The organism is Candidatus Formimonas warabiya (assembly GCF_002777255.1).
Taxonomy (GTDB): Bacteria; Bacillota; Dehalobacteriia; order Dehalobacteriales; family Dehalobacteriaceae; genus Formimonas; species Formimonas warabiya.
Genome location: NZ_CP017634.1, coordinates 3,673,199 through 3,687,232, shown reverse-complemented (window position 1 = coordinate 3,687,232; position 14,034 = coordinate 3,673,199). Strand labels below are relative to the sequence as shown.

Below are 14,034 nucleotides of genomic sequence, written 5' to 3'. Positions count from 1 at the left end.
AAAAAATTATGAGCTATTTTAACGAGAATCATTATGAAAGACGACGGGGCCTTCTTTTTTTTGTAGCGATGATGCTGATCAGTGCAGTAGTAGGCGGACTCATTGCTCTTAACGGGGCGAAGGCTTTGGGCTTATTGGGCCCTGCCCAGGTGCCCCCGGGAGAGTCAAGGACAACTCCGGAAATTAACATCCCGCCTTCAGGAAACACTGCGGGAAAGACTGCCGTGGTGACTATTGCGGAACAGGTAGGACCGGCAGTTGTCGGCATCAGCAACTTAGACGTATACTCCGACTTTTTTCAGGGAGAACAGGAAGTGGAGAAAAGTACCGGATCCGGAGTGATCTTTGATTCTGCCGGCTACATCGTCACAAACAACCATGTGGTGGCAGGGGCCAGTAAATTGATCGTCAGCCTGGCAGACGGCCGGCAGGTTCCTGGTCAAATGGTGGGAACAGATCCCAGGACGGATTTGGCCGTAATTAAGATTAATGCAGGTGATCTCACGGTAGCCCGTTTCGGTAATTCCGACGACCTGCGCGTGGGCGATGTGGCAGTGGCCATTGGAAATCCCGGAGGGACGGAATTTGCCCGGTCGGTAACCCAGGGCATTATCAGCGGCCTGAACCGCCTGCTTATTACTGAAGAGGGGCTTCAGTTCAAGCTGATTCAGACAGATGCGGCGATTAACCCGGGAAATTCCGGAGGAGCCCTGGTTGATGTGAAAGGAAGGGTCATCGGCATCAATAGCATCAAGATTGCCCGGGAAGGCTTTGAAGGCATGGGTTTCGCCATTCCTTCCAACAATGTGCAGCAGATTGTGGCGGATTTGGTGAAATACAAAAAGGTGATCCGGCCGGCCTTAGGGGTGTGGATGATCCGTGATGTGGACAAAGAATTGGCCGACTACAACGACCTGGGTGTGGATTATGGAGTTTTGATTGATCCCCAGCCCTCGGGACCAGCCGCTAAAGCAGGGATGAAACGGTATGATATTGTCATTGAAATTGCCGGCAAAAAAGTAACCAACCGGTTTGATCTGCAAAATGAAATATTCAGCAAAAAAGTGGGAGATACTGTACCGGTAGTCGTGGTGCGGGATAGTAAAAAGGTAAGCCTTTCTGTAAAACTGGGAGAATTGGAACAGTAAGAGCCGGGATCATTGACGCAACATCATCTGTACGCGGAAACCGGAGTATTTTCTGTGGAGGCTGCATGAATATTAGAATTATTGCCGTGGGGAAATTGAAAGAAAAATATTTGACCGAGGGGATTCACGAATACATAAAGAGAATTTCTCCCCATGCCAAGGTGGAAATTACGGAAGTCCCTGACGAAAAGACGCAAGACCATCCGTCAGAGACCGAATTAAAGATCATTAAAGACAAAGAAGGGGAAAAAATCAGTAGGTACCTGAAAGAAGGTACCTACTTAATTGCCCTGGATATTCGAGGCAAGAACCTGTCCTCGGAAGAAATGGCTGCCATGCTGCAGGACTTGGGTGTGAAAGGAAAAAGTGATCTGACTTTTCTCATCGGCGGTTCCGTCGGTTTGGCCGACCATCTCCTGAATAAGGCGGGCTTCCGGCTGTCCTTTGGGCGCATGACCTTTCCCCACCAGTTAATGCGGCTGATTCTGTTGGAGCAGGTGTATCGGGCTTTTAAGATTAATATGGGACATCCGTATCATAAGTGACGGATAATTTTGGAAGTATTTAAACGGGAAGGCTTGCCTCGGCCTGTACTAAATAATAAAGAAATGCTTAGGCAATTGTTAAGTTCATTAAGATCGTTAATAGCCCCTTCTGCAGTATTGGCAGAGGGGGTTATTAACGTTTTAGACATTGTCCCCCCAAAAATAAACATGATTGCAAAACACTTAAATCAGGCTGTTTTGTTGTCTAGTTTTCTTAGCCCATTATACTAAGGCAATTATTTTAGGATTGGGACAAATTGCATAAAAGTAAGTTATTGTAGTGAACATGTCGATTAATTGACAAATATATATATTAATAGTAAAATATGTATATATTTATGATAAAAGATAAAAAATTTATATTATTCCATTAATGTAACAAACAAAATTTATAGGTGATATATGGATATTTAGTTAAATTCCAACAGCCATATAGGGCTCAAAATTACCTCGAGAAAGTATGAAAATAGGCTTCCATGTACTTCGAATAACTACTACTGCAAAGGCCTAGAAGGGGCCTTTTTCTAAAATATTAGAAATGACAGTACTTTTAAGATGAAAGCTTACAATCCGTGAAGTAGGTGCATTTAAAAAGGAGTAACCACAACGTTTAATGGTTTTTGAAAAATTATAAATTTGAAATTTTCCCATTAAGTGTCCGTTCCATATTCCCCAATGAAAAGAAATAACGATCTTCAGAAAAACATAATGTATGCGATCAGCATGACAAATTGCCGAGGAACTATAAAATGATACCAGCATTCCTCAAGGTTAAAAAGAGTATGCTTTTTATCATTGGTATTTTATGGAGATAAGAGCTATTTAAAGAAATTAAGTTATTTATTGTAATGCGAGGGGGGATTAATTTTGAATATTTAAAACCTTGTTTTCAGGGAAGTAAAATTTTGGAGGTGCATTATGAAAAATATAAGACTATTGTTATTGGTTGTTTTGTTGGTACTAATAACAGTCACATGTGTTTTTGCGAAAGAAAGTGAGTCAGAACTAAATGCACAGTTTGAACAATTAAAAATTGACAACATTCTATTTGAATTAGAAGAAAATGGTATCGATTTGGAGAATGAATACACTTCCTTAGATGAGTTGCTGATTGATGTAGACAAACTGTTTAATGAAAGTAAAATAAACTTAAAGATTAAAAAAAATATCGATAAGTTGACGAAGGCTGATTACGTTATTGAGTCTAATGATGGAGAAATTTACAGCTCTAAGCATGGGCGCTGTGGGAAAGTGGAAAAGATAGAAGAGAATCTGGAAAAAGTAAATGAACAATTACCCCTAAAATCTCTTGATCAAATAGTACCCATGAGTAAGGAAAATCCCACTGCCTCTGAAGTCCATGGAGGTACTGGCGGAGCTTTTTCCAGGGAACAACTGGAGTTCATTGGTTTCTATAAAATTAAAGCAGATATAACATTACCGACTGTGACTATTAATAAAAACCCTGAAACAGGGATTTATGATGAACAGGCTTGGGTATATTTTGGTTTTGACGATGAAAATTTTGCAAATGGAATTGAGGCGGGATTTGCTTATCAAACAGGTACACATCGGTGGTTACCCTATATCAGATATGGTGAAACACTTTTTAAATATGATGATACCCCATATTATGATGGGGACTTTATTGAAATGGTACGGGCGCGTGTTACGGATGATTCCACTAACAATGTACAATTAATGATTGATTACGAAACAATTATTTCAAGAACTAAGCAATTTAATAATTATAATACACTTTCAGTTAAGAAAGTATCCTCCATAGCAAAAGATGGCTTCGATGGAACTAATATTAGCGGAAGTTCAATAGACTGTATTTTTGATGATTGTAGAGCCGGTACAATTGATGAGCCGTACGAAGATTTTGAAGACTTTACACTGTATAGTTATTGGAGTGACAAATACAAAAAATGGTACGGAACAATTGATTGGCCGTTATCTATGATAGATCGTTCAGGTAATGCCATTTCAATTGATTAAAAAATATAAGATACCATGACTTCTGTTATGGTATCTTATATTAAATCCCCAAGATAAAAGGAGGAGTTGTAAATTTTGAAGTACATGAAGAAATTTATTGTGGTGATAGTAGTATTAATTTCCATAACATACCAATTCAATATTATTGCTCAAGAAGCCTCAGAAGAAAAATCGGTACTACTAAAAATCAACCAGTATTATGTCTTATATGCTTATCCTATTTCCCCTTTTATTAACGATAAAGGGGTATTAATGTTGCCATTAAGAACTTTTACTGAATTGTTAGGGGGAAAGATCACTTATGTTCCAGATGAACACCAAGTAGATATAGTTTTCCTAGACCGCAATGTTATTTTTGATTTAACCAAAGAAAAATTCTATATAGAGGCCGGAAAAATATTTATTTCTGCAAGGGAGTTTTTTGAGAAATTTGAGATATGTTTTAAGTGGGATCAAACCAATAGCTTAGTAGAGGTTAGTGACGATCGTTTGATGAAACATCCCCTTATCGAGGCATTTGAAGGTGGAGATGTGTACTCAGATGGGAACAATGTAATAAACAACAAAGCATTTGATCTGATTTCCTTTTCGATCGCGAATGATACCAAGGAACCCTACCTTAAAAGACTGACAATTAAAGCCAAGAATATTTCCGGATTGGATATTCCCGAGGGGATGGAAGATATACATCCAATATTTCTATATAATGACAATACCTTTGAATCTGAGTCGGACATACGAAGTACTCGACAACGACAAGCGTTTAATCCGGACCAAATTCGTACGAATACGTACCTATTCGGTAGTGATGAAAACCTGTTGGCTATACTTGCCTTAGGGCGAACTATCGACACCCGCAATTAAATGGAAATGTTATTTAAAATTATACCAAGAAAGAGCCAAGGATGTAGTAAAAGGGGATCGGGAGACTGGATCCCTTTTTTGTTATCGCTACTTTGGAGACCATTACCGGAATCATGGGGTCCTATTGATGCCAAGACTATGACAAACTAAACTAGTGTCTGTCTAGCCGAGTCAATGCACCTGTTTTTGACATGCCCTTTTGTCACTCATAGGGTGCAGCTTTTCGAACACGACATCAGATACTTTTTTACGTCTATAGTGGTTTCCTCTAATTCTTTCCCAAATTTCAAATGCTATTGCAAAATGAATTTGCACTAGCAATTTGCCCGAAGAACTAGATCTAAAAGTAAAAAAATGCGCCTTGGAAAGGCTTAGATAAGCCCATGCAAGGCGCATTTTTTGCTCGGAATTTTTCTTTAAGGCTAAAGTTCGCCCAATACAAATATTTGGGCGGCTTTTTTTATGTAAAACATGCCGATGCGTATGAAAGTGAAAAAAAATTGTTCGTGAACAATTTTTGTTATCCTTTGCGGATTCATTAAAGCTTGACCTAAGTGAACAAATTTTATTCTGTTATTCCCGGATTCTAATGAATTCTAAAAAAGCAAATGTAAAGAACCCTTGATTCTCAAGGGGTTGAGCCGATCAAGAATTGTGGCATAAACGTTGCAATACCATTTGACCAGAACTGACTGGCCTACCGATTGTGCGGTTACTGTGTGCAGTTAAATATCCAATAATTCGAAACGGTGAAGAAATGATAACTTGCGCACAAAACGAGAACTTAAGGTGGTGATGAAAAAAATGAAAACATGAACCCTTTGGCCGCTTTAGTGGAGTCAAAAAAAACAAGGAGGGAATTTTGATGTCAGTAAGTGATTTCGCATTAAATACGGAATTGCACGCCAAAGCGCAGCAAAAAAAAAGCCAACTGGAGATCGCACACGCAAAGAAAGGACTGCTGTGGGCGGTTAGTACCGGTGCTACATGGGGGCTTAACGGCATTTTGTTAAGTATTGCTTTAGTGATGCCTCCTTTCACGGGCTTAAACTCTCTTTACGCCGCGCCTCTTGTTGGCGCCGCAATTAACGATGGGGCTGGAGGTATCCTGCTTTTCTTTTATAATCTGTTCACGGGCAAATTCTTAGAGTATGGCAGAACTTTGCGTACACGACCCGGTATGATTGTGTGTTTAGCATCCCTTTTTGGCGGGCCACTGGCTATGTCTGCTTACTTAATCGGTATCAACCTGGCGGGGCCGATGTACACACTTGCTATTACCTCCATGTTTCCGGCGGTGGGGGCGATCCTTGCAGTGATCATTCTTAAGGAAAAGGTTGTACCCCGTGTTTGGTTTGGAATACTTCTTTGTATTACTGGCGCTGTAGTTGTGGGGTATATACCACCGACAGGAAATGCTTTCCCCCATTTTTATTTGGGTATTGGCATGGCAATCGTAGCCGCATTGGGCTGGGCCTTAGAAGGTGTTTTAGCTACCTATGGAATGGACATGGTAGATCCGGAAGTCTGTGCTGGCATCCGTGAGGCTACTTCTTTTGTCGTATATTTAGTTGCGATCATTCCTCTGGGTGCTTCATTCGCTCTATTTGGGAGTGTCTTCAAATACCATAGTTTTTGGTGGCTCTGCCTTGCCGGGGCTTCTGCAGCAGCTTCCTATATTGCCTACTATAAAGCCCTTAACATGACTGGGGCTGCCCGTGCCACCGGTCTTAATATCAGTTACGCCCTTTGGGGTGTTATTTTTGGTTGGTTGATTTTGCACTCAACGATCACGGCTAACCTAATTATTGGTGCCTTGGTTATCACCTTCGGCGGTATTTTGGTTGTGGCTAATCCGAAAGAAATGGTCAATCTAAGAAAAGTTTAAAAAGGCGGTGGAGAAAATGAAACTTCCTATGAGATTTAGGATTTTGACGCTGATTGCTAAAAAAGACACTCTTTCGGATGTGGATATCTTTGAAGCACTGAAGAGTGAATATGGCACGGAGGGCCAGTACAGAAAGTCTGAAATAATTATGCATCTTCACTCTTTACGGGCGGCCGGTCTGCTGGAAGACTGCGCTGTTTCGTTAAACGAGAAAGGGGACCTTCAGGAGTCCTTTAAATTAACGGATTTTGGGCGCAGTAGGCTCAACTTATTACCCCGGGATTGGCGAGATAAAATCGGTGTGAGCGGAGGGCGGCTTACTGCATAAAAGCGGGATTTAAGTGGGAAGGGACAAAATTAAAAAAATTTATCACGAAAGGTGAGGAAAATGGCAAGTAAAAACTTTGTTGAGATGGAAACACAGGTCATGAAGCATTATCCCCGCTGCACGGCGCAAATGTTATTGGATTTGCATCATGAAGTTTTAGGTGTCTCAGCTAAAACGGATGAACTGGCCCAGTTAACAAAAGAATGTTTTTTTTACAGCCAAATTCGGGAGATTGTGGAAGGGTATTATGATTTGGGGACCTTAGTCGATGCGTATCAGATCTTCGGGGGTTATATTAACACTACTTTTGGTATTTACACCGAGAAAGACGGAGAAAAGGAAACCTGGTTATTCCGTAAATATAAACGGGGAAAGGAAGTGGAATCTCTTTTATTTGAACATAAATTATTGCTTCATGCCCGCAAAAATGGATTCAGTTTTGGTGCCATTCCTATTAAGGCAAAAAACGGAAAAACGTATCATGTCGAAAAACAGATCATGCCTGAAGGAGAAGAAGACTTTTATTTTGCGGTTTTTAACTATATTGGCGGATCAAATAAATATGATTGGATTCCTAACTGGGCTGACGATGGAATCGCGGATACCACAATTTTGAGTGCGGCGATATCGATGGCTCAGTTCCATAATTCTACCAAGAATTTTGACCCAGAAGGAAGACATGGGGATAACATTATGGACAATGAGGATATCACAGTGAATGATATCATAAAAAAATTCCCTCAAACGCTCAAAAATTATCGCAAAAGCTATGCCGATACGGGCTACGAGAATGCCTATACGGAGTATTTTGACGCAAATTATAATTTTATGTCCCGGATGTGTGCCGCTTCCGTAATTCCCGATGAAGATTATGTGAAAATGATTTCCGTTCCCTGCCATTGTGATTTTCATCCCGGAAACTTTAAATATACTGAGGATGGTACCGTGTGCGGCAGTTTCGATTATGATATGGCCAAAATTGATTCCCGCCTGTTTGAAATCGGTTTAGCCATGCACTACTGCTTTGCGTCCTGGAAATCGGAAACCAACGGGAGCATCAGACTTGAACGTGTGAAAAAATTTATTGATACCTATAATACTGAACTGTCAAAAATGGGTGGCTTGGCCCCCATGAATGGGACTGAGAAAAAATATCTTTACGAAGTAATTGTACAAGGTGCCCTCTATGTTATTGGATGGTGCAGTGTTGCGTGTGTTTACAATCCAACCTTAAATCCCTATGAATATTTATTCTATACCCAACATTTGATTGCTTGCTTACATTGGCTGGAAGATCATGAATCTGAAATCCGGGAATTATCTAAAAGATTATAAGATTAGAAGGGATTGATGATTATGAATTTGTCATCTCAGGTAAAAGTATTGTCTCCGGATGAGATGAATATGGTTCATGAAAAAGCATTGGAATTATTGAGCAAACGGGGAATTGTCTTCGAATCGGATAACACGATTGAAACCTTTCGCAAACATGGGGCCAGAATCGAGGATCATACCGTTTTTATGAATAAAGAATTAGTGGAGAAATGTGTGGCCCAATGCCCTAAAACCTTTCGCTTGGAGGCATTGAACCCCCAAAAAAGTGTGACCGTTGGAGAGGGTTTATTAATTCACCCTGCCGGTGGGGAAGTTTTTGTTTCCGATCACAAAGGGAATCGACATACCCCCACTTTAAAAGATTTTGCTGATTTACAAAAAGTATACCAGGCTTGTGACAATGTAAATATTGCAGGTTTTCAGCCCTTGAGCCCGATGGATGTGAATGAAAAAGTCAAAGGTTTATATTGCGTCCTTAGTTCTATGCAGCACAGCGATAAACCTATCTTAAGCCCCATGGAACTAGATGCCATTGCTCAGAAAGAACAGTGCCTCCAACTTTTTGAAATTGCTTACGGCCGGGAAGGATATTTAGACAGTCACTATGTTACCTGGCATGCCGTATGTTCCAATTCGCCTTTCTTTTATTCCAATTTTGCCTGTGAAGGAATAAAGGTATACGCGGAACATAATCAGCCGATTATTCTAGTATCGGCTCCTATGACCGGGATTACCTCTCCCATTTATTTGTACGCAACGGTAATTTTGACAGTGGCTGAATCGTTGGCAGGCCTTGTTTACGCTCAATTGGTAAGGCCCGGTGTTCCTGTGGTAGCTTCAGCCTCTTTAACGTATGGCAATATGCGTTTTGCCACTTGGGAATGTGCAAGCCCCGATACCGCTTTGATGCTTGGCGCCACAATCCAAATGTTTAAAAATTTTTATCATATGCCGGCCCGGGCTCAAACGGGAGTTACCAGTTCCAAGATTATTGACTATCAATCAGGTATGGAAACCATGCAGAGCTTTTTGTTCTCGGCCCTGGCCGGGGTAAACCTTACCAGCCAAACAGTGGGTACTTTAGCGAATCTATTGGCCTCATCATTGGAAAAAACCGTACTGGACGATGAACTGATTGCCAGAGTCCGTTATATGATCAACGGGATGAATACGGACCCGGAGTCTATGGGTATGGCTGATTTGCTTAGTGCAAAAGCTTGCCAGGATTTTCTGACGAGTGATTCCACCATGATGCACCTCCGGGACGGCTGGCAGCCTACCGTATCCGATTGGAGATCTTATGATGCATGGGAACAAGATGGGCAGCAAGATGTTGTGGAATCTGCCCGGAGAAAAGTAGCACAGATCTTAGCAAATGCTCCTGAAACTTTACTTGATGCCGAGCAAGAAAAAGCAATGAAAGATTTTATTGCCAAAATTGAGCGCAAAATTTAAACATGTATCTTCGTCAATAAATAATTATGAGATGGGAATAAAACGTCCATTAAGCGATGTCCTTGCAGCTCAAAAATTCAGATGAAGTAAGAAATCTTTATCTGAATCTTTGAGCTTGCTCAAATAAATACATACAAAATATTAAAGGGAGAATTAAGAGTATGGCAAATTTTGAAGCATTGTCCCAAAGTGTTATTTCCGGGAAAGAAGCACAGGTTAAAGAACAAGTAAAAGCTCTGGTAGACGCAGGAGCGAATCCCCTCGAAATCATCAACCAGGGCTTAATCGCCGGTATGAACATAGTCGGTGCCCGGTTTAAAAATGGCGAAATGTTCGTTCCGGAAGTGCTCATGTCAGCAAAGTCCATGGCTGCCGGCATCGAGCTCGTCAAACCCTTGATCGCCGAAAAAGACATGCCCAGCAAAGGAAAGATTCTTTTAGGAACTGTAAAAGGAGACCTCCATGACATTGGGAAGAACCTGGTTGGTATGATGATGGAAAGCGGCGGTTTCAAAGTGATCAATTTAGGAATCGACATTGCCCCCGAAAAATTTGTCGCAGCTATTGAAGAACATCATCCGGACATCGTGGCTATGTCTGCTCTTCTCACCACCACGATGCTGCATATGAAAGACACCATTGAATTAATCAAAGAAGAAGGTCTAAAAGTAAAATGTATTGTGGGCGGGGCTCCGATCTCCCAGGATTTTGCTGACGAAATCGGGGCCGACGGATTTGCACCCGATGCTGCTTCCGCGGTAGAATTGTGCGCAAAGCTGATTGGCTAGGGTAGGAAGGAGAGATATCAAGAGATTCCGCTTCCTAAATTAGAGAAAAAAGATTGTTAATAATGGGATAAATATTCGTGCATAAAGGGCTGCTTTTATTTGAGCAGTTCTTTATGATAATTTGATGCTTAAACACGTAATAAATTTATAGATTTGCCAAGAGTTATATAGATGATTAGGATTTAAAAAAATAGAGTAGAGAAAAGGGGTAATCTAATGGCCATGGAAACCAGTTTGCAGGCACAACAGGCTCTTGTCAATCATCAATTGAGATATGCCAAAAAAGGTCTTTATCTCGGCATCATTTCGGGGGCGGCTTGGGGGTTAGACGGTGTTCTTCTCACAATTGCGGGCTATCTGGCTCCCTTCTGGATCAAAGGGTATTCTCTTGCTACTGTGATTGTAGCTTGTCTGGCCTCAGCAGCGATGCATGATTTGTTTGCGGGAGGGTGGGTGGCTATATACAATATTGTTACCGGACGTTGGGTTGAATACGCCCGATCATTAAGAACAAAGCCGGGAAAGATTATTTTGCTGGGAGCGCTATTTGGCGGACCCATTGGAATGGGCTCCTATTTAATTGCTCTTAATTTGGCAGGAGCCACTTATGCGATTTCCATTTCCGCTATTTATCCCGCTGTGGGTGCAATATTAGGTGTGATTTTTCTTAAGGAAAAAATTAATTTCCGGGTTTGGGTGGGGATTATCGCCTGTATGGCAGGGGCATATGTAGTTTCGTACACACCGCCACAAGGTGGCCTGGAGGATTTTCCTTACTTTTATCTGGGCATCTTTTTCTCTTTTTTGCCGGTTGTTGGTTGGGCTCTTGAGGGTGTGATAGCCACTTTCGGCATGGATTTGATTGATTCAGATGTGGCTCTTGGGCTAAGGGAAATTTTTTCGGGCTTTACCCTGCTCATTTTAGTAGTACCTTTGGCAGGACTTATTGTTGGAGCAGGCTTAGCGGGCTGGGATATTTTTGCTGGCGCTTTCAAAGCAGGCGTACCCATGATGTGGGTGGCAGTGGCAGGGTTAGCCGGCGGGTTATCTTATGTTGCATGGTACAAGTCTCTCAATATGACTGGTGTGGGACGGGCAATGGCTTTCAATGTTACTTACCCTTTGTGGAGTATTCTGTTTGGTATCGTATTTTCCAAATGTGGTCTTTATAGCTATTCAATAACAGTCCAAGGTGTCATTGGGGCTTGCATTATAACTTTTGGAACTTTGTTAGTGGTGGCTAATCCTAAAGAATTACTAAAATTGCGGAATTAGGGAGATAAGATTATTTGTCGCATATTTCAAGGATACCTGGGGATTATTCTGGAAATCGGTTCGGAGCAAAAAGGTTTAGCAGGTACTTTTATGGTTGGTTCACCTAAAATTCAGATTACACTATAAAATAAACCGCATAGAATTAGAAGGTATAGGATCAGGGTAAATAATTAGTTTTTAGAGAAACAGGGGACGATCCGAATGATGCCAGCAATTGACTCAATAGGACCGTCCCCATAATTCTTCCTTTTACCGAATGTGTTTTCCATAACACCCCGTTCCAAGATGCAGCTAGTAGCGAGTTTTCGGAGGAACTATTTGAAGAGAGAAATGATTTTATAAACCCTAAGCTACCTATGGTGAATATGGTATTTCTTTATTCTGTATTGCATGCCTTGACGGGATATTCCAAGAGCTTCGGCAGTCTTTGTAATATTTCCGGCATGATTTGTTAATGAAGTGATAATAATTTTCTTTTCATATTCTTCCATCATTTTATCGAGATGGTCCAAAACTATTTTTTCTGAGGGAAATGGCTGTGTAAAAGATGTGATAGATTTATTTTTAGACTCTTTTGGGGATGAAAATATATTTGTGTTGATAGAGTTTTTGATGTGAGTCGGAATATCATTGAGTGTGATTATATCATTCTTAGCTATTGTTACAGAATACTCTATAGCGTGCAGAAGCTCTCTAGTGTTTCCAGGCCATAAATAGTTTTTGAATAACTGGATCACATCAGGATGAATGCTGTAGCATGAATTATTAAGGATGTTATATTTATTTAGAAAGTATTCACATAATAGAATAATATCATCACTTCTGTCTCTTAGAGGAGGAATGTGGATGGAAATAGTATTCAATCTATAGAATAAATCTGAACGTATTTTACCAGATTCTACTGCTTCCAAAGGATCTTCATTTATTGCTGATATAATCCGAACATCACAGTCAATATCCTTTGAACCCCCAACTTTTCGATATTTCTTTTCTTGAAGAACCCTTAAAAGTTTTGCTTGAATAGAAATTTCCAAAGAATTAAGTTCATCAAGCAAAATAGTACCTCCATTGGCTTCGAAGAGTAACCCCTCTTTGTTGATACTACCTGTAAAACTACCTTTCTCTGTTCCGAATAAAATACTTTCAGCCAAATTCTCCGGAATTGCCGCACAATTAAGAGCCACAAAATTTTTTGTTTTTCTTAAACTTGCAGAATGAATACTTTGGGCAAAAAGCTCCTTTCCGGTGCCTGTTTCGCCGTACAAAAGAACAGAACATTCTCGATCGGCAACTAAAGAAGCAAGATTAACAGCCTTTAAAAAATCAGGATTATTTCCAATAATATCTCGAAAACTGTAGTACATATTAATGGATTTAGAATTAATCTGTGGTTTATCCTTTTTGAGACATGCTTTAAGTTTTAAAAGTTTTTTGTTATTTGATTCGAGTTGTTCTTTGGAATTCACAACACTTACTATTGCTTCCATTTCGTTATTCACGAAGACTGGTAGCGTTGAATTGAGGGTCGACACAAATTGATTTGAATATTGAGATTTGAAATAATCGCAATAGTCATTAATCGGATTTTCGCTATTAATGAAACCTTGTCTTTGGCTTTTATCAAGATCAAAATGATAAATGTCGAGCAGATGCTTACCAATGGTGACTTTCCTATTTGAATTTTCAATTTGTTGCGCCTTTATATTAGAAAAAAGTAAATAACCATTCTTATCAAAAATATTTATGCCGTCAGATACTTTGTCTAAGGCAGCTTCATATATGTTCAAACAATAAATTGAGTTTGTGATGAAAACCGTAAAATTATCATGACATGGATTGGTGAATTTATAATAATTTGCTGTGGTTCCTTCTATTGTTATAATTCCGGAATGAGAATTATCATCAAGATTGATGAAATCCTTTAAAGGCCGATCAAGAAACAAATCAAACCGGTGGTTATTGTTGTTGGATCTATTAATAGATATGATGTTGCGTATGATGCTGTGGCGGTCAACCTGACAAATTATATTCATTGAAATCATATGACATCTCCTGAAAATTGGTAGTATTTTCTAAGCCATTATTGATCTACAAAGAAAATTAAACTGTGCTATATTTGTAATTGTACCATACAAAATTGCAAATAGATTAAAATTATGTATCCTAGACTTTATTATGCAAAAAAGATTTGCGCTGCCAAATGGCAATGCGCCAAATAGCAATGCGCCCAATAGCCATGTTCATGCATAGACGTACCCGTAGAAAGAAGGCAAACAAGCTTTTAAGTATATATTAGGCAATAGAATAGTGTGGCACGAAAATTGCATCATCAATTAAATGATGAAGTAATCACAAATTGATTATTAGTTCCGGATCTCCCAATCAGACCTATATTCCGTCTCATGTT

Annotated in this window: 11 protein-coding genes; 10 read left to right on the top strand and 1 reads right to left on the bottom strand. The window is 40.1% G+C overall.

The genetic code is table 11. The features are described from left to right. The first annotated feature begins 8 nt into the window (after positions 1-8). The 10 genes from DCMF_RS16755 (at position 9) to DCMF_RS16710 (ending at position 11,627) form a co-directional block, all read left to right on the top strand. Positions 9-1,148 (top strand): S1C family serine protease, encoded by a 1,140-nt coding sequence (locus tag DCMF_RS16755; RefSeq protein ID WP_214658674.1) that lies wholly within the window; start codon positions 9-11, stop codon positions 1,146-1,148. A 65-nt stretch (positions 1,149-1,213) separates the two neighbouring features. Beyond that, a complete protein-coding gene (rlmH, locus tag DCMF_RS16750; protein ID WP_148135473.1) occupies positions 1,214-1,693 on the top strand; it encodes a 23S rRNA (pseudouridine(1915)-N(3))-methyltransferase RlmH in 480 nt (159 codons plus the stop codon). A 918-nt stretch (positions 1,694-2,611) separates the two neighbouring features. Then, positions 2,612-3,694 (top strand): hypothetical protein, encoded by a 1,083-nt coding sequence (locus DCMF_RS16745; RefSeq protein ID WP_148135472.1) that lies wholly within the window; start codon positions 2,612-2,614, stop codon positions 3,692-3,694. A gap of 75 nt (positions 3,695-3,769) precedes the next feature. Further along, entirely contained in the window at positions 3,770-4,558 is a 789-nt protein-coding gene (locus tag DCMF_RS16740; protein ID WP_148135471.1) for a hypothetical protein, read from the top strand. A gap of 865 nt (positions 4,559-5,423) precedes the next feature. Then, positions 5,424-6,446, top strand: coding sequence for a DMT family transporter (locus DCMF_RS16735; RefSeq protein WP_148135470.1), 1,023 nt, complete (start codon positions 5,424-5,426; stop codon positions 6,444-6,446). A gap of 16 nt (positions 6,447-6,462) precedes the next feature. After that, a complete protein-coding gene (locus DCMF_RS16730; protein WP_214658673.1) occupies positions 6,463-6,774 on the top strand; it encodes a hypothetical protein in 312 nt (103 codons plus the stop codon). A 60-nt stretch (positions 6,775-6,834) separates the two neighbouring features. Continuing rightward, entirely contained in the window at positions 6,835-8,109 is a 1,275-nt protein-coding gene (locus DCMF_RS16725) for a phosphotransferase (RefSeq protein WP_148135468.1), read from the top strand. Positions 8,110-8,124: 15 nt separating this feature from the next. Further along, positions 8,125-9,564 carry a trimethylamine methyltransferase family protein gene (locus DCMF_RS16720; RefSeq protein ID WP_148135467.1) on the top strand — a complete coding sequence of 480 codons (1,440 nt, stop codon included), beginning with the start codon at positions 8,125-8,127 and terminating at the stop codon, positions 9,562-9,564. Positions 9,565-9,725: 161 nt separating this feature from the next. Next, on the top strand, positions 9,726-10,352 hold the full coding sequence (locus DCMF_RS16715) for a cobalamin B12-binding domain-containing protein (protein ID WP_148135466.1): 627 nt from the start codon (positions 9,726-9,728) through the stop codon (positions 10,350-10,352). Positions 10,353-10,568: 216 nt separating this feature from the next. Further along, a complete protein-coding gene (locus DCMF_RS16710; protein ID WP_236860048.1) occupies positions 10,569-11,627 on the top strand; it encodes a DMT family transporter in 1,059 nt (352 codons plus the stop codon). A 350-nt stretch (positions 11,628-11,977) separates the two neighbouring features. Here the strand turns inward: DCMF_RS16710 and DCMF_RS16705 are convergent, their stop codons facing one another. After that, on the bottom strand, positions 11,978-13,669 hold the full coding sequence (locus tag DCMF_RS16705) for a sigma-54 interaction domain-containing protein (protein WP_148135465.1): 1,692 nt from the start codon (positions 13,667-13,669) through the stop codon (positions 11,978-11,980). Positions 13,670-14,034 lie beyond the last annotated feature (365 nt).